21 protein-coding genes are annotated in these 22,179 nt (G+C 38.0%); 15 read left to right on the top strand and 6 right to left on the bottom strand.

All coding sequences use genetic code 11. The features are described from left to right. From CIL05_RS14990 to CIL05_RS15000, 3 genes are all read left to right on the top strand, one after another. Positions 1-755 (top strand): RNA-guided endonuclease InsQ/TnpB family protein (locus CIL05_RS14990; protein WP_108721310.1); only part of this gene is annotated, 755 nt, incomplete at its 5' end. 175 nt (positions 756-930) lie between these two features. Then, positions 931-1,335 carry a hypothetical protein gene (locus CIL05_RS14995; RefSeq protein ID WP_095656365.1) on the top strand — a complete coding sequence of 135 codons (405 nt, stop codon included), beginning with the start codon at positions 931-933 and terminating at the stop codon, positions 1,333-1,335. 84 nt (positions 1,336-1,419) lie between these two features. Beyond that, complete coding sequence (locus tag CIL05_RS15000) at positions 1,420-1,971, top strand: DinB family protein (protein ID WP_095656366.1); 552 nt, start codon at positions 1,420-1,422, stop codon at positions 1,969-1,971. Between the two features lie 117 nt (positions 1,972-2,088). On the opposite strand, the gene CIL05_RS15005 is transcribed toward CIL05_RS15000, so the two are convergent. From CIL05_RS15005 to CIL05_RS15015, 3 genes are all read right to left on the bottom strand, one after another. Then, positions 2,089-2,781 carry an ABC transporter permease gene (locus CIL05_RS15005; RefSeq protein ID WP_095656367.1) on the bottom strand — a complete coding sequence of 231 codons (693 nt, stop codon included), beginning with the start codon at positions 2,779-2,781 and terminating at the stop codon, positions 2,089-2,091. Beyond that, the gene (locus CIL05_RS15010) at positions 2,781-3,629 is read right to left on the bottom strand and encodes an ABC transporter ATP-binding protein (protein ID WP_095656368.1); all 849 of its coding nucleotides are present in this window, start codon (positions 3,627-3,629) and stop codon (positions 2,781-2,783) included. The genes CIL05_RS15005 and CIL05_RS15010 overlap by 1 nt, the downstream gene beginning before the upstream one ends. A 165-nt stretch (positions 3,630-3,794) precedes the next feature. Then, on the bottom strand, positions 3,795-4,751 hold the full coding sequence (locus CIL05_RS15015) for a response regulator transcription factor (RefSeq protein ID WP_095656369.1): 957 nt from the start codon (positions 4,749-4,751) through the stop codon (positions 3,795-3,797). Between the two features lie 336 nt (positions 4,752-5,087). Here CIL05_RS15015 and CIL05_RS15020 point away from each other — a divergent pair, with 336 nt between their 5' ends. Together CIL05_RS15020 and CIL05_RS15025 are read left to right on the top strand one after the other, a co-directional pair. Further along, positions 5,088-6,323, top strand: coding sequence for a winged helix-turn-helix domain-containing protein (locus CIL05_RS15020; protein WP_095656370.1), 1,236 nt, complete (start codon positions 5,088-5,090; stop codon positions 6,321-6,323). Between the two features lie 53 nt (positions 6,324-6,376). Beyond that, entirely contained in the window at positions 6,377-7,711 is a 1,335-nt protein-coding gene (locus CIL05_RS15025; protein ID WP_095656371.1) for an acyl-CoA thioester hydrolase/BAAT C-terminal domain-containing protein, read from the top strand. 153 nt (positions 7,712-7,864) lie between these two features. Here the strand turns inward: CIL05_RS15025 and CIL05_RS15030 are convergent, their stop codons facing one another. Continuing rightward, positions 7,865-8,446: a hypothetical protein gene (locus CIL05_RS15030; RefSeq protein ID WP_095656372.1), complete on the bottom strand. Its 582-nt coding sequence runs from the start codon at positions 8,444-8,446 to the stop codon at positions 7,865-7,867. Positions 8,447-9,030: 584 nt separating this feature from the next. Here CIL05_RS15030 and CIL05_RS15035 point away from each other — a divergent pair. Continuing rightward, entirely contained in the window at positions 9,031-9,774 is a 744-nt protein-coding gene (locus CIL05_RS15035; protein ID WP_095656373.1) for an SDR family NAD(P)-dependent oxidoreductase, read from the top strand. Between the two features lie 132 nt (positions 9,775-9,906). On the opposite strand, the gene CIL05_RS15040 is transcribed toward CIL05_RS15035, so the two are convergent. Next, positions 9,907-10,293 (bottom strand): RNase H family protein, encoded by a 387-nt coding sequence (locus CIL05_RS15040; RefSeq protein ID WP_095656374.1) that lies wholly within the window; start codon positions 10,291-10,293, stop codon positions 9,907-9,909. Between the two features lie 171 nt (positions 10,294-10,464). Here CIL05_RS15040 and rpoN point away from each other — a divergent pair, with 171 nt between their 5' ends. Continuing rightward, positions 10,465-11,742, top strand: a complete 1,278-nt coding sequence (gene rpoN / locus CIL05_RS15045; protein WP_095656375.1) for an RNA polymerase factor sigma-54 — start codon at positions 10,465-10,467, stop codon at positions 11,740-11,742. Positions 11,743-11,750: 8 nt separating this feature from the next. After that, complete coding sequence (locus tag CIL05_RS15050) at positions 11,751-11,993, top strand: glutaredoxin family protein (RefSeq protein ID WP_095656532.1); 243 nt, start codon at positions 11,751-11,753, stop codon at positions 11,991-11,993. 58 nt (positions 11,994-12,051) lie between these two features. Here the strand turns inward: CIL05_RS15050 and CIL05_RS15055 are convergent, their stop codons facing one another. Further along, the gene (locus CIL05_RS15055; protein WP_095656376.1) at positions 12,052-13,884 is read right to left on the bottom strand and encodes a dihydroorotate dehydrogenase; all 1,833 of its coding nucleotides are present in this window, start codon (positions 13,882-13,884) and stop codon (positions 12,052-12,054) included. A gap of 239 nt (positions 13,885-14,123) precedes the next feature. Here CIL05_RS15055 and CIL05_RS15060 point away from each other — a divergent pair, with 239 nt between their 5' ends. The 7 genes from CIL05_RS15060 (at position 14,124) to eno (ending at position 21,821) form a co-directional block, all read left to right on the top strand. Next, positions 14,124-14,489 (top strand): YbaN family protein, encoded by a 366-nt coding sequence (locus CIL05_RS15060; RefSeq protein ID WP_095656377.1) that lies wholly within the window; start codon positions 14,124-14,126, stop codon positions 14,487-14,489. A gap of 207 nt (positions 14,490-14,696) precedes the next feature. Continuing rightward, complete coding sequence (locus CIL05_RS15065) at positions 14,697-15,728, top strand: sugar-binding transcriptional regulator (RefSeq protein WP_095656378.1); 1,032 nt, start codon at positions 14,697-14,699, stop codon at positions 15,726-15,728. Between the two features lie 42 nt (positions 15,729-15,770). After that, positions 15,771-16,778 carry a type I glyceraldehyde-3-phosphate dehydrogenase gene (gene gap, locus CIL05_RS15070; protein ID WP_095656379.1) on the top strand — a complete coding sequence of 336 codons (1,008 nt, stop codon included), beginning with the start codon at positions 15,771-15,773 and terminating at the stop codon, positions 16,776-16,778. 166 nt (positions 16,779-16,944) lie between these two features. After that, positions 16,945-18,126 carry a phosphoglycerate kinase gene (locus tag CIL05_RS15075; protein WP_095656380.1) on the top strand — a complete coding sequence of 394 codons (1,182 nt, stop codon included), beginning with the start codon at positions 16,945-16,947 and terminating at the stop codon, positions 18,124-18,126. 24 nt (positions 18,127-18,150) lie between these two features. Beyond that, entirely contained in the window at positions 18,151-18,909 is a 759-nt protein-coding gene (tpiA, locus tag CIL05_RS15080) for a triose-phosphate isomerase (protein WP_095656381.1), read from the top strand. After that, positions 18,906-20,441 (top strand): 2,3-bisphosphoglycerate-independent phosphoglycerate mutase, encoded by a 1,536-nt coding sequence (gene gpmI, locus CIL05_RS15085; RefSeq protein ID WP_095656382.1) that lies wholly within the window; start codon positions 18,906-18,908, stop codon positions 20,439-20,441. The genes tpiA and gpmI overlap by 4 nt, the downstream gene beginning before the upstream one ends. A gap of 93 nt (positions 20,442-20,534) precedes the next feature. Continuing rightward, complete coding sequence (eno, locus tag CIL05_RS15090) at positions 20,535-21,821, top strand: phosphopyruvate hydratase (RefSeq protein ID WP_095656383.1); 1,287 nt, start codon at positions 20,535-20,537, stop codon at positions 21,819-21,821. Positions 21,822-22,179 lie beyond the last annotated feature (358 nt).

Raw genomic sequence — 22,179 nt, forward strand, 5'->3', positions numbered from 1 at the left:
ATATTGAGTTAGTGGATAGTCATATCAAGTTACCTAAGCTTAAAATGGTAAAGATGAAGCAGCATAGACAGATTCCTGCTAAACATAAAATTAAGTCATGCACTATCTCAATGACTGCGTCAGGGAAGTACTATATTTCAATTTTGACAGAGTATGAGACAGATATAAAAGATAAAGAAATTCAAAGCGTTGTAGGATTAGATTTTGCCATGAATGGTCTATTTGTTGATAGTGAAACAGGTGAGAAAGCCAATTACCCTCGTTTTTATCGACAAATGCTTGATAAATTAGCCATGGAAAACCGGAAACTTTCTCGAAAGAAAAAAGGTTCTTCTAATAGGAATAAACAACGTATCAAAGTGGCTATAATTCAAGAAAAGGTTGCAAATCAACGCAAGAATTTCCTTCATCATAAATCAAGAGAATTAGCGACGAACTTCGATGCGGTTATCATTGAAGATTTGGATATGAGAGGGATGTCGCAAGCACTAAAATTTGGGAAAAGCGTTGCTGACAATGGCTGGGGAATGTTCACCTCTTTTCTACAATACAAACTAAAAGAACAAGGGAAGCAACTTGTCAAAATAGACAAATGGTATCCTTCTACAAAGACGTGTTCGAGTTGTGGTTCAGAAAGAGATATAACATTGTCAGAACGTATCTATCAATGCAAGTGCGGACTACATCTTGATAGAGATTATAACTCCGCGCTGAATATCAAAAAAGAAGGTATTCGCTTATTAGCGACTGCCTAATAAAAATATAAACTTTTGGAACAAGAGGGTTAGCTTGGTCAATTTCGTCAGCTAGTAAAAGTGGCGATTACCCAAGAAGCCCCCACTTCAAGCAATCCCTAGGGGTGGTAAGTGGTGGGTAGTTCACCTATTCTAACCTTGGTTGAATAAATTTATAAAAAGGAGGTAATTCATTTTGAAGCAAGTACTCCTATCGTTTTTTGTAGTAGGCTTTGTATTATTAGCAGGGTGTTCAAATTCTAATGAAATAGTATTTTCGTCGGAAGCTTCTTTTTCTGTTGAAGAAAGATATTACTCTGATGAAAAGGACCATTACTCCCTATTGATTTTAGGAGACGAAAATGTGGGAAAGATAGACTGGTTTGATTGGCAAGAAGAAAATAATATAAGAAATGTAAATACATTTAATTTTGCGAAACTCACTCCTGAGGAGGCTAAAAAACGATTCAAATTCTTAGAGTTAGAAGAACTTCCAGCTTATCTTGCTTTTGATAATAATAATATAGTGCTCCAAACAAATAATGAGGAAGAGTTAATTAAGTTCTTGCAGGATAAGGTACCAGAGTCCTGGAACTATTAGATTTAGGTCATGAACGTGGATGTAGTTAAGACAATATTTTTTAAACGGGTGTGCTTAAAGTGCTTAAGAAAGGTTGTTTGTTAATTGAAAAGCGAGAAGATAGACTTTTATTTTCATAAATTACAACAACAAAGAGAAGCGTTTTATCATAAATTATCTATTAATGAAATTGGCGCCTGGGTAAAACCAAAGCCAGATAAGTGGTCAGTAGGTGAAACGCTGTACCATCTTGTTCTGATGGTTCGTATGTTTAGGCGATTTTCGGGTCTTTATATACCTGTCATGACTCCGGTAGCTCATTTGCGGAAAAACAAAGCTTATCAAACGGAAATACATGATATTTATAAGGAATATAACCAGAAAAAAAGAAAGCCGATGAAAGCTCCATTTGTAATTGACCCACCAGCTGAACTGGAAAATAAAAGGAGTATAGAAGAAATTAAAAAAATGCTTGAAGAGGAAACAAACCAGCTTATTTCTTTAACTAGTCATGTTGATGAGAGGATTGCAGGACAAATCTATTATCCGGATCCAATTGCACATTATCCGAATCTGATTCAGTGTATACATTTACTGGCAATTCATGAAAACCATCATTATAAACTGGTTGAAGAATATTTTGATATGGGTATCTGAATAAGAAAGTCCACAACTTAATTGGAGTAACTAGTTCCGATACTGTGTAGTTTAATCAAACAATATTTTTTAAAAAACAGCCACATTCTCATTTGAAAATGCGGCTGGGGGATATAGTTAATCATCTGTTGTTGTCTTTTTAAAACAAACATACGCAAACAAAGCTGCGCCAATGACCCAAACAGCTATAATACCAAGTGGTAGCCAGGAGCTGGTTTCGTGTATTTCGATTGCCTGCATGACTGGAAATATATCAAAAATTGCCATGACGATACTGTCTTCAGGAAATCCGAGCTGTCCAATCATAGGCGTAAAACCAAACAGAAACATGACTGGCATCAGGTAAACGGATGTTGCAGCAATCGATTTTGAAAATAGTCCAATACCGATGCCAAGCAATAGAAAGAACAAAAACAGCAAGATTAGTCCCATGATGACCCTGAAGTTCAGAAATGGATCAATGCCAATGATCATTAGTGATACAACAAGAGATACGAGCGTTATAAGTCCTGTTACAAGACTTTTACCAATAATGATATCCAAAAACGAAGCAGGTGACTGGATTAGTCCGCGCAATGTCTTCTTCTCATTCTCCTCTGCCATCATGGTCATCATTATAGCTGATGTAACCGCTGAAAAAGTCACCCCGACAATAAAATAGAGCAGAGAAAGCGGAAATTCTCCATCACCCATTCGAGTGTACATTAACGCCAGTGCGACAGGAATCAGCGGCATCGTCAACAGCATCATGTTTTTCATGAAATCTTTGATATCTTTTTCAAAAATGGCACTTATACGTTGAATATTCATTATACCAGCTCCTTTCCAGTCACTTTTAAAAAGATCTGACCAAGTGTTGGATTATCTGTATGCATTGCTTTCACTTGTCCGCTTGCGATCAATTCTCTGACTTGATCGGCTTTCTTCGGTTGATTTTCAATCACCAGTCTTTCGCCTTCAAATGTTTCCACATGAAAAGCATGTGTCGAGTATTTGTAGCGAAGCGCTGCCGGACTGTCCAATTCCTGCAGCTCGCCATTATGCAGAAATGCAACACGGTCACATAATTCATTTGCCTCTTCCATATTATGGGTTGTTAGAAAAATTGTTGTTCCGGCTTCATTCAGCTTCTGAAGCCCGCGGTGAATGTGTACCATATTTCCAGGATCCAAAGCAGATGTCGGTTCATCCAGAAATACCAGCTCGGGCTTATGAATGAGAGCTTTGGCCAGCAGTACACGTTGTTTCATCCCTTTTGACAGCTTCGAGACTGTTTTAGAACGCTCATCATACAAATTTACCTCACGAAGCATCACATCGATTTGATTCAGTGGTGCATTGTATAATTTACAAAATAATTTCAGGTTATCATAGACGGTCAGCCGCTCATACAGTGAGCTGTTATCTGATAATATACCAATCTTGGATTTAAACTCTGATGTTCCAAACTTTGCCGATTCCATACCAAGCACTTTCAAGTCACCAGCAGTTTGAGCCATCTCTCCAGTTAAAATTTTTATAGTAGTTGTTTTGCCAGATCCACTTGGTCCAAGTAGTCCGAAAATCTCACCTTTTTTTACATTGAAACTGACCTGTTTAATGGCGGTATTTTTGCCAAACACTTTTTGCATTCCTGTTACTTCAATTGCATTTTCCAATTGAAAACCTCCTTCGATGAACTGCTTTAATCGTAGCTGATGGGGCTTAAGGATGCAGTCATATTGGAGTGGAATGTATCATAAGTTGAGTGAACTGTACCGGATTTAAGTTAAAAAACTACATGTGAAAGCTGGCTTGTTCCATCTATTCGGGCTGAACTGTACCTATTTCAAGCTGAATTTCTCCTGGATATCCTGAATCTTGGTTCGTGACAGCGGAATGGTTGACTGTATTTTATTATTAATTCTGAGTGAATATGTATTTTTTGACCATGTAATAATTTCACGTACCTTTTGCAGGTTCACGATATAGGACCTATGACAACGATAAAAACCGTAAACCTCCAATTTTTTCTCGATTTCCGCCAGCGTGGAATCCATCGCATAGGCTTCATTATTGATGACAATCATCGCCTTTCCATCCTGGCTTTCGATGTAGTCAATCTCAGGCGGGTCAAAAAGAATCATTTTATCATCTACTTTTGCCGGGATTTTGAATAGATTTACCGTCGCTGGGCTGGTCCGCTCAGAGCTCTTCAATTCGGGTTTGCCTGCGTCCTCTTCATCAATTTCAACTTGCTGTATGCCATTTTGCTGAAGCTTGTATGCATCGTCTCCAAGCAAGAGCGCATGTTCCAGGTTAGATACTAAAATAAGTACAGGTATTTGATGACCCTTTATTTTTTGAAGCATATTGATAAAGGTATTGATTGTCCTGACATCAACACCATGTATCGGTTCACGGAACACTATCGGATTAATACCGCTCATATAATATTTGGCAAAGTAGACACGGCGTGCTTCAGATTCCGAACAGTTATGCAATGGTTTTTTTGCACAGCCTTGCAGATCAAACTGCACAAGAATTTCTGGCAACGGTGTCTGACATCCAAACCATTTATGAAAAAAGGCGATATTGTTCTCCACAGTTAGACGGCTGTATAATCCTTCCTGCTGATCAAAAACCGGGATCTTGGCATTACCGAGGAGAGCTTTCACCAACTCAACCTGCATATCTGTATCACTGTAAATAGCCGTCGCATACGAATCATCGATGGTAAGGGAAAATGAGGGGAGAGACTCACCTTTTATAATCTCCTGATTAATTGTAAAATGTGCCATTCATTCAAACTCCTGTTCAGATTAATTATTATAAAAGTAGTATAACATATGGTGATTCGGCAGGAATTTTTAATAGTGTTAGAAAATCTATTTGGAAAGCAGTATAAATAAGGTAGTTCTAACAGATATATATTACCCAAGATAATGTTTTAACCTTTTCAATCCTATACTTAACGCTTCAACTGACTTTGTTGAGTATATACTATATAAATGGTAAAAAAGGATTTCATTAACTTTTGTCTAATTATAAAGGTAATAGAATCTTTTCCTATGGTGGCGAACAAAGTTTGGGACAAGGAACCTGCCCCTCTGTCCCCCAGAAAGCAGGTGTGACTGATGAATTCTTACCAAACGAATAAACAGGCTGCAAGGCGTTTTCTGCTGGATACACAGCAGCTGCTTTTCCAAGATAAGAATCAGGAGAATTGCTCTACAAAAGAGAAAGCTCTTGAACTGATCCGGAAGCTGGAATGTGTTCAGCTTGACGCAGTTGCTTCAGTTGAACGTAATCAGCATTTGGTACTGGCGGCCCGTATGGACGGCTATCGCCCGGAGATGTTAAATGAGCTACTGGCAGAGAAGGAATTATTTGAGTATTGGGCGAATGCTGCCTGTGCGATTCCAATGGAGGATTATCCGTTATTTGAATCAACCCGCATAAGGTTTCAAAATAAGGTACAGGAAAAAATAGATAAGCTTGGCCCCATTGCAGACGAAGTACTTGAGAGACTACAGGCTGAAGGACCACTGGCGTCACGTGCTTTTCGCACTGAAGACCGTGTGCATGGTGCCTGGGATAACAAGCTTCCGAAAACAAAGGCCACTTCCCATGCCCTAAACCTACTCCTTGATACGGCTGCTATCCGTGTTGTAAGACGGACAAGCAGTGAGCGTTACTTTGATTTGACTGATCAAACAATACCTGGAGAATTGCTGGAGCGAGCTGAACAAATGGATGTAGCTGCTTCAAGTGAGGTACTTATGGAAAAATATTTGCGGGCATATCGTGTATTTGATCTGGGAGATGCCCGACTAGGCTGGCAAAAAATGAGTGCTAAAGAGCGGAGGGAGGCAATCGGAAAACGTGTGGACGCCGGTAGCGTAATCCCGCTGGAAATAGAAGGCATCCGAAGGCAGTATTATATACTGGCAGAGGATCTGAATCAATTGAAAGTACAGGAACTACAATTGCAGGAAGAGCAATTTTCAATGGAAGAGACCCAGATCCGGTTTCTTCCACCATTGGATAATTTGCTCTGGCGTAGGGAGCGGCTAGTGGACCTTTTTGATTTTTACTACAAGTGGGAGGTTTACACTCCAAAAGAAAAACGTCGCTACGGCTATTACGCCATGCCGATTCTTACAGGTGACCGTCTTATTGGCAGGATCGATCCAGGTCTGGACAGGGAAAACCAGCAACTTAACATTCGACTGCTTCAAATAGAGCCTTGGGTGGAAGTCACGCCACGGCTCCTTCGCAATTTAAGAGAGGCACTTGAATCTTTTGCCGCATTTCATCAGGCCAATGATATAGCGGTGGAACGAGCGGTGCAGGAATTAAGGATTTTTTAATGAAAAATGTATAAAACTTCTTACTTAAAAAGGAAATTGGAGGTATTTTATTAATGATCAGCAATATAGGTGACATGCCTCAATTCACAGTCACTCCGGAAAATGCGCTCGTAGATGAAATGATCCGAATTCAGTTAACTGGATGCATCCCTAACAAGGCAGTTACTATTTATGCAGAAATGAATGATGAGGCAAATAGAACATTTACATCCTATGCGGTTTTCGAAGCGGATGACAATGGAACAGTTGATATAAGCAATCAAAAACCGCTAACTGGCTCGTATGATGGTGTAGATGGAATGGGTCTGTTTTGGTCGATGGAATTGAAGAACTCGAAGAAAAAGGTTTTTTTTACAAAAATGGACTCCACACCAATGAAGGTAAAACTCACAGCGAAATTGGAACAGGAAGTGATTGCACAGACAATCCTGAAGCGTTCATTTGCAAGTGAGGATGTTATCAGCCAGAAAGTGACTGAAAAAGGGCTTGTTGGAACGCTTTATCAGCCTTCAACCGCTGGTCCACATCCTGGTGTACTGATTCTTGGTGGATCTGATGGAGGATCACAGGAAAATGCAGCAGCACTTCTGGCTTCACGGGGTTATGCAGCTTTTTCTCTAGCCTATTTTGGAGTGGAAAACCGTCCTAAGGATTTAGTTAATATCCCGCTGGAATATTTTGAAACTGCCATTCATTGGCTTCAGCAGAAATCTGAGGTGAACGAAGAAAAGATTGCGGTAATCGGCTTCTCCCGGGGTGGTGAGCTAGCACTTTTACTAGGTGCAAAGTTTTCGCAAATCAAATCGGTTATTGCTGGCTCGCCAAGTGCTGTCATTACACCAGGCATGCGCAACAATATTTTTTCACCTGATCCTTCCTGGACATACGGTGGGGAAGTTTTGACATATTTAAAATTTGCATATCGCCCTTCCAGCATGCTGGGCATGTTCGCTAGCTGGATTGCCCGCCGCCCGGCTTCTTTTCTATCGATTTGGAAGAATACATTAAAAAATAGAAAGAAAGTTGAAGTAGCACGTATTCCTGTTGAGGATATTCAAGCTCCCGTTATGCTTCTGTCAGGTGGGGATGATCAATTATGGCCCTCCACTACATTTGCAAATCTTGTCATGGAGCGTCTTTCTAAGGAGGATCGCCCTTACAATGATGTCCATGTAAACTATGAAAATGCCGGACATTTTCTCTGTTTTCCGTATAGCCTGCCTAATCTCCCGTCAAATGTGCTGATGGAGGTAGGCGGAGGAATGACAATGACGTTTGGGGGGAGTCGAGAAGCAAATGCTTCGGCAGCATCGGAGTCATGGCCTGAAATGCTGCGTTTTCTGGAGGAGTCATTGAAACTTGATTTACTTTCAGTCAACATAAAATGATATACTCACGTAAATCTGTAATAAGAAGGATTTAGACTTTTTTCAAAAGGAACATAGGTATATCGTATTCGGTTTTCTCCCTCCATTACTTTAAAGCATGAAAGCAATGGAGGCTGGCACCGATTGATTCTTCTGATGACTTTAATAAAAAAACTACTCATTCTGTGACCTTTCATAAAAAATCTCAAACATCATAAAGTTGCCTATGAAATCCCCATAAACATTATGAAATTGAGTTTTTAATGTTCTTCTTGATTCAGCTTTTCCTGATTTTATTTCAGCAATGGATTCCTCTAATAATAGTAAACTCTCTATGCTATCAACTAAATATTGTCTTTGTTCACTTGAATAATCCCCTCGGGCAACAAGGTTCAATAAAGTGTTTCTTGTATTCTTTACCTCAAATAATATATTGCTTAAATCTTCTTTTTTCATATTTACGGGATCCTTACTGATTAACCATTCTTGCTCAAACAATGGAAGTACATATTGTGTTCGGTCAATTGTCAAATCTATCGTTTTATCAGTTGTTAACCCCTCCAAAGCTTTTTCATATGAACTTTTAAATTCTGTTAAATCATTAATATATCCATCGACAATGACAGGGTCAGGTGTGTAAGAATAACTTTTGTGAACACTGAAAAAAGAATAAGGATAAAACCAAGTCATTATCAGAATAAAAATTACAATAGACACAAGGAAACCTGTCATGATTCTTTTTGTTGTATTAGTCACATTCAATCCCCCAACTTCTTAATTAATAATGCTGCTCCCGTAATTAACTGTTAGGAAAATAAATCTTCCTGAAAATTGCACCGTATTTCGTATTGCTTTTTGTTATCAGAATAAAATATTAAAAATTCCATAAATCTATAACCCCATTATTAATATACTTCGATATTTTGCGGAAATTCCTGTTTATTCAATACGCTTGTTACGATATGATAGTTCCAAGCTTGTTGAATTATTCTCTGTACAGTAACTAATTCGACATTCTTTTTATAATACCTGCAATATCAGTAACCCGCTGTCATTAGTGGAATATGAGATAATATTTCCGAGACGACGTGGCATGGTGTGGTCGTATCCTGTTTTATTTCAAAAAAATCAATTTAAACATTGATATTACTTCATTTTAAATGGTACTTGTATTTTCTTCCCATAAACTGAACATTATATGAATAATGTTTAGGTCTGAGCTTTCTAATTGACTAAAGGAAAATAAAGGAGTAATATTATATGTAATTCAGATATATTTAATTAAGTATATATGAGTTATGTATTCTAAATTAAATTAAAATAGTAAAGGGGAGCTCATCATGGAAAAACTCAAAAATAAAGTCGCAATAATTACTGGAGCAGCACAAGGAATGGGTGCTATGCATGCCCGTAAATTTGTTGAAGAAGGTGCAAAAGTTGCCATTACTGATATTAACCTGGAAGCTGCTGCAAAATTAGCAGACGAGCTTGGTAAAAATGCTATTGCATTAAAACTTGATGTTTCAAAAGCGGATAATTGGTCAGAAGTTATAGAAAAAACAGAGGAAAAATTCGGATTAGTTACAGTATTAGTCAATAATGCTGGAGTTGGTATTTTTAAACCACTGGAAGAACTAACTGAAGAGGATTTCAGATTAACATTTGAAATTGACGAATTGGGTGTCTTCTTGGGTATGAAAGCCGCATTACCATCAATGAAGGAAGCAAAAGTTGGGTCAATCGTAAATATCTCATCAGTTGACGGTCTGGTAAGTGCTCCAACAGCAATTGCTTACAGTGCATCAAAACATGCTGTTACAGGGATGACTAAGGGTGCTGCAGCTGAACTTGGCCAGTTTAACATTCGTGTTAACTCTGTACATCCTGGAGTAATTGAATCACCAATGGCTGAACAAGGTGATGTAGCTGAATATATTAAACAACTTGAAAAAGACATTCCTTTAAGAAGAAGAGCAAAAGTAGAAGAAGTTTCAAATCTGGTTATTTATCTTGCTTCGGAAGATTCAAGTTATTCAACTGGATCGCAATTCGTTGTTGATGGTGGTATGATTTCTGATTTGTAATCACCTTATTTATTTTAAATAGTGAAAATCCAAATTTCTCAGTATTAACTTAGAGGAATTTGGATTTTTTTATGTATACTTTCCCTTAACTTCCATACATCGAAGTAATTCTTGAGTTAAAAGTAAATCTCTCTATAGATGTATTGCTTTTCTTGCCAATTTATCTGCATTACCATTTTTCTTTTCAGGAATCCATTTGATAAAAAAGTGAGGAAAATGATCAGCTTCTTCATTTATTTTTTCAAGGAGGGGAAGAAATGTTTTGTTTTTCGTATAACCCTTTTCAATGACGTCTACAACTACTCTTGAATCTGAACGAAAGGATAATATTTCGGCAGGAAAATGCCTCCTGCAGATCCCTAGTGCTTTGATAACTGCATGAAACTCCGCTTCATGATTAGATAATATCCCGAGTGGAAATGAATATTCATGCGTACGACCGCCCGTCTTTATATAAATACCGGCACCACTTAGGCCGGGATTCCCACTTGAAGCTCCATCTGTATATACTTCTATCAAATTTGTAACACTCCTATAATATAATCTTAATCCTAGTATAACTGAAAATAAGAAGTAGCAAAACCTTCCCTGTTTTATCTTAAAAATGGTCAATTGTACTTACAATAGGTGACATGTGGATAAAATAATGGCAAAATAGGAAGGAGAACATGTTTTCAGGGGTGTAAAACAATGAAGCCGAGACTCGTACAAGAACAGACACTTAAACAGAAAATGAATCAATCACTACTTCAGGCCATTCATATTCTGCAATTTTCGAGTGTTGAGTTAATTGAATACATCCAGGAGATCTCCAAGGAAAATCCATTGATTGAAGAAGTAAATTATGATTATGATATTGCACAGTACAAATCTTCACAATCCAATCAGACTTCTATTGGAGAGATAAACCAAGCTGAACTAACCATGTATGATCATTTAAAAAATCAACTATATACATTGGATATTCCTGAGGATATCAAACCAATCGTTAATTATGGGATTGATTCATTAAATGAAGACGGGTATTTAACAATTGACATGGAGCTCTGGGCAGCTGAGTTTGATGCGGAAATGGAAACTGTTGAACAAGCATTACATATGATTCAATCACTGGACCCGATTGGTATTGGTGCAAGGAACCTGACTGAAAGTATTATCTTACAATTGAAAGCGCAAGATCACCATGATCAATTTATAGAAAATCTGCTCACAGAACATTTAGAATGGATCGCTGAAGAAAATATTGCCGAGATAGCCGATCATTATAGTATCACCGAAGAACATGCCGAGCGGCTCATTGGCCATATTAAATCTTGTCATCCAAAGCCTGGACAGCTTTTGGCAGAAAATAAAGCTGAATACATCATACCAGAGGCATCTATTTATAAGGAAGAAGGAAAGTGGAAAATCTCCTTTTATAAGTGGAATTCGCCAACGATTGAAATTAATCAGGCATATGCCGGCATCAAAGATTTCGAAAAAGAAGCAGCAGATTATTTGAAGGAAAAATATAAGCAAATCAATTGGCTAAATCAGGCTATTTCCTATCGTACTAATACATTGGAGCTGGTTATAAGGAAAATAGTTGAAAAGCAATATATGTTTTTTGAGCATGGAACCTTTATGCTGCAGCCATTGACTTTACGCGAAATTGCTGTTGACCTTGATTTGCATATTTCCACAATCAGCCGAGCAATTAACCATAAATATGTACAGACAAAAAACGGCGTCCTGCCGATCAAGTTTTTTCTGCAATCAGGAATTAGGCAGGAAAATGGCAAGCAGACTGCAGCTTTTGCAATAAAGCAGCTGATCGTTGAAATGATTCAACATGAAGAAGCGCCCTTATCAGATGAAGCAATAAAAAAGAAATTAAATGATGAGTTTGGGATTACAATAGCCCGCCGTACTGTCATGAAATACCGCGAACAATTAAATATTCCCTCATCCTGGAAAAGAAAGAAGTGAAGGAAGCCATGTTAAAAGTTATTTTTTATACGAAAGAAGTATGTTCATTATGTGATGATGCAAAGGCGTTATTATTAATGCTTCAGCATGATTATCCCTTTGAACTGGAAGAACGTGATATTTATACAAATGATGCCTGGCTTGAGGAATACCAGCTATTGATCCCGTTTGTCAAAATAAATGATACGACACTGGATTGTGAACAAGTTAATATAGTTTCATTGGAAGAAGCTTTGAAGGAGAATGTGTAAAAAATTTGGTGATGCTATAAATTTCTTATACGAAAGCCGTACCCATTAGTCGATACGGCTATTTCTTTTTCAAGAAAGGATAAGAGAATACTAATCCTAGCAAATATAAAACTACTAAAAAATAAACGGGAAGTAAATGTATAAAAGTTGTATATCCAACGTATATATGTGTTCCAATTCCCGCGATAAACGCAGGTAATGCTCCTATAGCAAGTGTATTCCAAATCCAGCGTTCCCCTTTTCTAAAACCCCATAGTGAAAGCATTAGAACAAGCAAACCAACACTTACAAGGGCACTGCCAAATCCTGCTCGGTCATGTGCGATAACAGGAATCAAATTTTCATTAATACTGTCTAACATCCCTGGGGTCATACATAAGAAGCTTAAGTCAGTTGACACAAAAACTGTGGATACACCTATTGTCGAAATAACTATACCGCCAACGACGATCAAAAATCCTAGCATAATAAACATGAGCTGTCCATAGAGTCCGTATCGCCACGCTTTATCATTCTTTCCATGACTGGAATATGGGGTTTCTTTAACACTTTTACCTTCCTTAAAGCTAAAATAATATATTGGCAATAAGAAGAGCCAAAACAAACCATGAAGCCAATCAAAGTAACCAAAGCCGATAAAAAGTAAAATCCCAAGAAATCCTACAATTGCTGCACTGTGGAATGCAACCTTAGCCCAATGCATGCCATGTTTAATCCCGTGTCGTGCAAGCTGGATATACAATATTCCTCCAGATATCATCGTTCCAGCCAGCGCCATTCTATCATGTGACATAAATGATAAAATAAGTGGATTTACCTGTAGAATTTCAGCTCTTGTTAACCCGATAAAAGTTTCATCATATGGGAGTATAATACTTGTAAACGCAAAATATAAGGCTACGATTCCTCCGATTAGGATGGAAAGGCCGAATAAAAACGACCAGAACCAGTTTTGGTTTTTAATAGGTTGGACTTCTTCATACAATAATCGTTCATGTATTCGCTTTGGTAACCCTGGTCCAGCTTTCACGTAGCCATCTGTTAGCATTAACAAATCCGCACCAGCACGAAATAAAGCATAAGCGTCCTCTGGTGTCTCCACACCACCAGAAGTGATAAGCCTTAGCTCTGGATAAAGATCCTTAACCTGTTTAACCGTTTTAGTTAGACACATATTTGCATTTGTAGCCTCATACCAATAGCTGCCCTCCGTTTGACGGGGAGCATTTACGACTATGCCGCCAATACATGTAGGCTGTATGATTTCCTCCATTTTGAATTCTTTATTGTGAATTTCTTCAGTAGATAAAGATACATAAAAAGGACGCTCTAACCCTATAAGATTATCTTCCTGACATGAGTTAATTTGCCCATTTGTTCCGATAAACCCATCCACAAAAGGTGTTAAATGTTGCACAATTATGTCCAATTCATTTCTTTTTATCTGTTCATCTATCCTGGCCAATATGGGAATTTGGATATTCAGCTTAGTTAATTTTTTAATCGCTAGTTTAAGAGGAACCTTCTCCTGATAATTGGAAAACAGAATATGACTCTCTGACTTTTTTGGTTCTCTTTGTTCTTTTGGTTCGTTTAAGACGATGGGCCCAATTTCTACAAATCCGAAGCCTAACTCCTGGAAGGCGTTAACACCTGACAAATTAGGATCAATATGACCACTTAACCCAATTGGGGAAGGAAATTTCATATGATTCATTTCTTTTTGAAATTCCAGTGGGGGTTTTATATGTCCCAAAAACCCAATAATATGTCTGCCACCAGGAATAGATGCAATTGTGCTCATGGATTTATGTATAAACTCTCGGCTTGTTTTCGGACTTATTTTATCTAATAAAAGTTTCTTTAATGGATGATAAGACCAATCTGGCATAAACAACACCTTCTTCATATTAAAATGGTCTACAGCTATTCCTTCATTGTATAGCTCTCGACTATATTCCCACTTTCATTTTACCATGCTTATCTACAGAGGATAAACTATCTTTTTCTGATGTTTTATTAAGATAAAAAGGTGATAAGTAAATTGATTTGATTTATAATGAGATTATAATACTAAATGGGAGGTTAATCTTAAATTGAATTAGAAAAATAAATAAAAGGATTGAAATAATGAAAAACATCTTATTCTTTACCCTTGGTTTTATATCATTCGGAATAGGTATTGCAGGTATTGTGTTACCTGTGCTGCCAGGCGGTCCGTTTCTTTTATTCGCATCTTTTTGCTTTGCCAAAAGCTCCAAACGCATCGATAAATGGTTTAAAAGTACCTGGGTATACGAAAAATACATCGTAGGATTTCGCCAAAAAAGAGGTATGCTACTTAAAGAGAAAATCCGGATTAATTTAATTGCTGATTTTTTTATCTTGTTTTCAGTATTTTTTGTGGATATCCTTATCGTGCAAATTCTCCTTGTGGCACTCGCCCTCTACAAACATTACTATTTCATTAAAAAAATTAAGACGATTAAAGCGTAAGTAAGAAGAAAATATGAAGCATTTCGAATAAGGTGTTTTTATAAGTTCGCTGTTATACAGCATATAAATATTTAACACATGCAAATAAATTGAATAATATTTGTACTATGCTATAATTAATTTGTAAGAAAGCTTATTTTTTTATCCTAACTGGGACATAATATAACCATCCGGGACTTTTCGTGTCCATCGAATAGGAGTCTTTTCATGAGAGCTTTAATTGATTTGCAGAAAAAACTAGTACCTGACCTTTTGGAAGTTATGCAGCAGAGGTATTCTATTTTGCATAGTGTAGATCTTTTTCAGCCAATTGGCAGGAGGGGACTTGCAGAGAATGCAAATTTAACAGAACGCAATGTGAGAAGTGAGATCGATTTTTTAAATGAACAAGGTCTCATCTTAGTAACGACAAAAGGAATGTATATTACAAAAGAGGGTAAAATAATTCTTGATCAGCTAGCGGAATTTATGAGTGAAATAGCTGGATTAAATGTTTTAGAAAAGCAAATCAAGGATAAATTACATGTGAAGGATATTATTATTGTTCCGGGAAACAGTGATAGATATGAATGGGTAAAACAGGAAATGGGAAAAGCATGTATAGCTTTTTTGAAAAAAGTTATCAAGGCAAATCATACGATTGCTGTAACAGGTGGCACCACAATGGCTGCTGTAGCTGAAGCGATGACACCATTAACCAAAGAAGACAGCTACTTGTTTGTACCTGCACGTGGAGGAATTGGTGAGAAGGCAGAAAATCAGGCAAATACAATTGTTGCTGAAATGGCCAAAGGAGCAAAAGGAGACTATCGTTTGTTATATGTGCCGGATCCGCTAAGTGAATCTGCTTATCAAACGATTATCAACGAGCCAACCATTAATGAAACGTTAAACCAGATTAAAGGTGCTAATGTGATTTTGCACGGGATTGGTGATGCTTTTACAATGGCTGAAAGAAGGAAGACGCCGGAATCCATTGCTAAGAAGCTGAAAGAAAATAAAGCGGTTAGTGAAGCATTTGGATATTATTTTAACGCTATGGGATCTATTGTTCATAAGGTCAGAACAGTTGGTATTCAACTGGAAGATTTAGCTTCGATTGATTATGTCATTACAATAGCTGGTGGAGAATCCAAAGGAAAAGCAATAGCTTCTTATTTTCAGCAGGGCAAAAGTGATCTGCTTATCACAGATGAGGCAGCAGCGAAACAGATTTTAAGGGAAGATCCCTTTAAATAAATTTAAACAAAAATATAAAGTAAAAATTTAGGAGGAATATACATGGCAGTAAAAGTTGGTATTAATGGTTTTGGAAGAATTGGACGTAATGTATTTCGTCAGGCACTTAAGAATAATGAAGTGGAAATTGTAGCAGTAAACGATCTAACAGATGCAAATATGCTTGCACACCTATTAAAATATGATTCAGTTCATGGAAAACTGGAAGAAGAAGTATCTGTAAATGGCTCTAACATCGTTGTAGGTGGTAGTGAAATTAAAGTACTTTCAGAACGTGATCCAGCAAACCTTGGCTGGGGAGATCTTGGAGTAGAAGTAGTTATCGAATCCACTGGTCGTTTTACAAGCGGTGAAGATGCTCAAAAACACATTGAAGCCGGAGCGAAAAAAGTAATTATTTCAGCACCTGCGAAAAACGAAGACTTAACAATCGTTATGGGTGTTAATGATAACCAATACGATCCAAGCAAACACAATATTATTTCCAATGCATCATGTACAACTAACTGTTTAGCACCATTCGCTAAAGTATTGCATGACTCTTTCGGAATTAAACGTGGACTAATGACAACAATCCATTCTTATACAAATGATCAGCAAATTCTGGACCTGCCGCATAAAGACTATCGTCGTGCACGTGCAGCAGCAGAAAATATTATTCCAACAACAACCGGAGCTGCTAAAGCAGTTGGACTGGTACTACCTGAAATTAACGGCAAACTAAACGGTATGGCAGTTCGCGTTCCTACACCGGACGGTTCTCTAGTTGACTTAGTTGCTGAGTTGGATACAAATGTTACAGCTGAAGATGTAAATAAAGCATTTAAAGAAGCTGCAGAAGACCAATTGAAAGGTGTTCTTGAGTATAGTGAAGAGCCACTTGTTTCTACTGACATCGTTGGAAATCCACATTCTTCAATTGTTGATGGATTATCTACAATGGTTATGGAAGACAATATGGTTAAAGTTGTTTCATGGTACGATAACGAAATGGGATATTCATCTCGTTGTGTAGATTTAGCAGTATTTATGAAAGAAAAAGGACTATAGGATTTTATAGCAAGCGGAGGAGGATAACATTCCTCCTCCGCTTTAATTTTATACTTTAAAGGTTCTTAGGCCTTTGATGGGTTATAATGATTAAAAGAATACAATTCAGGGAAAACCTAATATGGTATCTGAGTTACATAAGCCTTAGATTTGGGAGGGTGTACAAATGAATAAAAAAACACTTCAAGACCTTAATGTAGAAGGAAAGAAAGTTTTTTGCCGTGTTGATTTTAATGTACCGATGAAAGATGGGGTAGTTACAGATGATACACGGATCAAAGCAGCATTACCAACAATCAATTATCTATCAGAACAAGGTGCTATAGTTATTTTGGCAAGTCATCTTGGCAGGCCAAAAGGTCAGGTAGTTGAAGAATTACGTCTGGATCCTGTTGCTGAGCGATTAAGTGAATTAATTGGAAAAGATGTAGTGAAAACAGATGCTGTATATGGTAAAGAAGTAAATGAAGCTTTATCTCAAATTAGTGATGGCGATCTATTATTAATTGAAAATGTTCGTTTTGAAGCTGGTGAGGAAAAGAATGATCCGGAATTAGCACAGAGTTTTGCAGATATGGCTGATTTCTTTGTGAATGATGCATTTGGTGCAGCACATCGAGCACATGCATCAACTACAGGTGTTGCAGAAAAATTACCTTCAGCTGCTGGTTGCCTGATGGAAAAGGAAATCGATGTTTTAGGAAAAGCATTGGAAAATCCGGAGCGTCCATTTACCGCAATTATTGGTGGAGCGAAGGTTAAAGATAAAATAAATGTTATTGATAATCTATTGGATAAAGTAGATAACTTAATTATTGGCGGTGGATTAGCGTACACCTTCATCAAAGCACAAGGTCACGAAATTGGTAAGTCCTTATTGGAAGAGGATAAAATTGATCTGGCCAAGGAATTCATGAAAAAGGCAGAGGAAAAGGATGTTAATCTTGTTCTTCCGGTCGATGCAGTTATTGCAGACGATTTTTCCGAAACAGCTAATACAAAAATTGTTCCAATTGATCAAATTCCAGCCGACTGGGAAGCATTGGATATTGGTACACAAACCCGCGAGAAATTCAGTCAGATTGTAGCAGATTCAAAGCTTATCCTTTGGAATGGTCCAATGGGTGTGTTTGAAATGAATGCATTCGCAGGTGGAACAAAAGCTGTAGCTGAAGCTTTGGCAAATACGGATGGCTATTCCATAATCGGTGGCGGAGATTCTGCTGCAGCTGTTGAAAAGTTTGGCTTTGCTGAAGACATGGATCATGTATCCACAGGTGGCGGAGCTTCTCTTGAGTTTATGGAAGGTAAGGTCCTTCCAGGTGTACAAGCTTTAAATAATAAATAAAAATTTTAATGGAGAGGTGATACCATGCGTAAAAAAGTAATTGCAGGAAATTGGAAAATGAATAAAGTATTATCTGAAGCAAATGGTTTTGTTGAAGAAGTAGTTATTAAAGTACCTAAAAGTGACAATGTAGAAGCAATTGTTTGTGCACCATTTCCTTATTTAGCTTCATTGGTTGAAAAATCAAAAGGATCAGATGTGAAAATCAGTGCACAAAATATGCATTTTGAAGATAACGGTGCCTTCACTGGTGAGGTTAGTCCGGTTATGCTTAAAGATATTGGTGTAACACACGTCGTACTGGGACATTCCGAACGCCGTGAATACTTTGCTGAAACAGATGAGACGGTAAACAAGAAAACACATGCAGCATTTAACCATGGATTAACTCCGATTGTATGTGTAGGTGAAACACTTGAGCAGCGTGAAGCAAATGAAACGATGAATCATGTTGGAGATCAAGTGAAAAATGCATTAGAAGGACTATCCAATGAACAAGTGGCAGAAACAATTATTGCTTATGAACCAATTTGGGCAATCGGTACTGGGAAAACAGCATCAAGTGAAGATGCTAATGAGGTCTGCAGTCATATTCGTAACGTTGTAAAAGAAGTATCAACAGTTGAGACAGCAGAAAAAGTAGTTATTCAGTATGGTGGCAGTGTGAAACCGGCGAATATTGAAGAATTACTAACACAATCCGATATCGATGGTGCATTGGTTGGAGGCGCAAGTCTTGAAGCAGAATCCTTCCTGCAGCTTGTGGAGGCAGGTACGAAATGAATCAAAAAAATTTAGCTGCATTAATTATTTTAGACGGATTTGCTTTCCGTGATGAAGTAAGTGGAAATGCAGTCAAGCAAGCAAATACACCGAATTTTGATCGATTATGGAATGAATATGCGCATAGTCAATTAACAGCAAGTGGTGAAGCTGTTGGACTTCCTGAAGGACAAATGGGTAATTCAGAGGTTGGCCATTTAAATATCGGCGCAGGACGCGTGGTCTATCAAAGCTTGACCCGTGTAAATTTATCAATTAAAGAAGGCGACTTTTTTGAAGTGGAAGCATTTCTGAAAACAATCCATCATGCAAAAACGAATGATAAAGCATTACATCTTTTTGGTTTATTATCAGATGGTGGTGTCCACAGCCATATTAATCATTTATTTGCATTACTAAAATTAGCGAAAGATCGTGGACTGGAAAATGTATATGTCCATGCGTTTTTAGATGGTCGTGATGTTGGCCCGCAAACGGCTGGCGATTATATTAAACAAACTGAGGATAAAATGAAGGAATTGGGCATTGGTAAAATCGCTACAGTTTCCGGACGTTATTATTCAATGGATCGTGATAAGCGTTGGGATCGTGTGAAAAAAGCCTATGATGCAATGGTGAATGGTGCTGGTCCGAAATACCAGGAACCAATGGAAGTAATTCATGATTCCTATGAAAATGGAATTTATGATGAGTTCGTAATTCCATCTGTGATTACAGATGAAAATGGCGATCCTGTTGGAAAAGTACAGAATAATGATTCCATTATTTTTTATAACTTCCGTCCCGATCGTGCCATTCAGATCTCTCGTACATTTGCAAACGCAGACTTCCGTGATTTTGACCGTGGAGAGAATGTTCCCAAAGATCTGGATTTTGTTATGCTGACAAGCTTTAGTGAAACAGTTGATGGCTATGTCGCATATGAACCTGCAAATCTAGATAATACCGTTGGTGAAGTACTCGCGCAAAATGGAATGAAGCAATTACGCATCGCGGAAACAGAAAAATATCCACATGTGACATTTTTCATGAGTGGTGGGCGTGAACAGGAATTTCCTGGTGAAAAACGGATATTAATCAACTCACCAAAGGTTGCAACATACGACCTGCAGCCGGAGATGAGTGCATATGAAGTTACTGATGCACTACTTGAGGAGCTTGATTCAGGTCAGCAAAATGCAATTATATTAAACTTTGCAAACCCGGATATGGTTGGACATTCAGGTATGTTAAAACCAACAATTAAGGCAATCGAAACTGTTGATGAATGTCTTGGGAAAATTGTTGATAAGATTGAAGAACTTGGCGGGAATGCGATTATTACAGCTGATCACGGTAACTCAGATGAGGTTGTTACCCTTGAAGGGAATCCGATGACAGCACATACGACGAACCCTGTTCCTGTTATCGTAACGAAAGAAGGTATTGAATTACGTGATGGAGGGAAATTAGCAGATCTATCCCCGACATTGCTTGATTTATTGCAACTGGAAAAACCGAAAGAAATGACCGGGACATCATTAATTAAATAGAAAATTTGACTAAATGGAAGCCCGAGCTTTTCTTATCTGTGAAACCATTATACAATTAAGTGCATAGCCACTAAAAATAAAGGAGAGATTTTAATGCCATATATTACAGACATTTATGCTCGTGAAGTATTGGACTCCCGCGGGAACCCGACAGTAGAGGTAGAAGTATTTACAGAATCAGGTGCATTTGGTGCAGCATTAGTTCCAAGTGGTGCTTCAACAGGTGAATATGAAGCTGTTGAACTGCGTGATGGGGATAAAGAACGCTATTTAGGCAAAGGTGTTCTAAAAGCTGTTCAGAATGTAAATGAAGTAATTGCTCCGGAATTACTTGGCCATGACGTAACTCGTCAAAACATCATTGATAATCTGATGATTGAACTTGATGGGACAGAAAACAAAGGAAATCTGGGTGCAAACGCAATTCTGGGTGTTTCCATGGCAGTAGCTCATGCAGCATCAAGCTATCTTGAGATTCCTTTATATAACTACTTAGGTGGTTTTAATGCTAAGACACTTCCAACACCAATGATGAACATTTTAAATGGTGGGGAACATGCTGACAACAACGTAGATATCCAGGAATTCATGGTAATGCCTGTGGCAGCACCAACATTCCAGGAAGCATTGCGTACAGGTACAGAAATTTTCCATTCATTGAAAAATGTATTGAAATCCAAAGGTCATAACACTGCAGTTGGGGATGAAGGCGGATTTGCTCCAAACCTGGGGTCAAACGAGGAAGCACTTCAAACAATTGTTGAAGCAATTGAAGCAGCCGGCTACAAACCAGGCGAAGAAATAAAACTGGCTATGGATGTTGCCGCATCTGAAATTTATGCTGATGGTAAATACAACCTTAAAGGAGAAGGGGTTGTCCGCACATCTGCAGAAATGGTGGATTGGTATGCTGATATGGTAGAAAAATATCCAATCATATCAATTGAAGATGGACTTGATGAAAACGACTGGGAAGGCTTTAAATTATTGACAGAACGTCTTGGAGATAAAGTGCAATTAGTAGGTGACGACCTATTTGTAACAAACACTGCAAAACTTTCTCAAGGTATTGAGCAAGGCGTAGGAAATTCAATTCTGGTTAAAGTGAATCAAATTGGTACACTTACAGAAACATTTGAAGCAATTGAAATGGCAAAACGTGCTGGCTATACAGCAGTAATCTCACACCGCTCCGGTGAAACAGAGGATGCTACCATTGCCGATATCGCTGTAGCAACAAATGCTGGCCAAATCAAAACAGGTGCACCATCACGTACAGACCGTGTAGCAAAATACAACCAGTTACTACGTATTGAAGACGAACTTGCAGGTATGGGCGAATATGCCGGTGAAACTGCATTTTATAACTTGAAAAAATAAATTTCATAAAACTTTTGATAAGAAGAGGCAGAGTGATCTGTCTCTTTTTGTTTTGGCAGATTGAGACTGCGCACTGCTCCGAAGTGATTTGGGACTGCGATTACTCGCCCTATCAAAAGACTTGTGGTTATCTACCTCGTAGTCGATAGAAAGTGCGACACAGTGAAAATTCATTTGCAAACGCTGGTTGAGAGCAGGGATTCGCTACGGAAACACATTTCACTTTCCGCGGGCGGCTGGTGAGCCTCCTCGTGCTACGCACTCCGGGGTCTCACCTATGCCTTTCCTCCCGCAGGAGTCTTCAATGTGTTTCCTCCGCTGGTATTCCGGTTAATATCGATGAACTGAATTAATAAAC

The organism is Virgibacillus profundi (assembly GCF_002287375.1).
In the GTDB taxonomy this organism is placed as follows: domain Bacteria; phylum Bacillota; class Bacilli; order Bacillales; family Amphibacillaceae; genus Virgibacillus_K; species Virgibacillus_K profundi.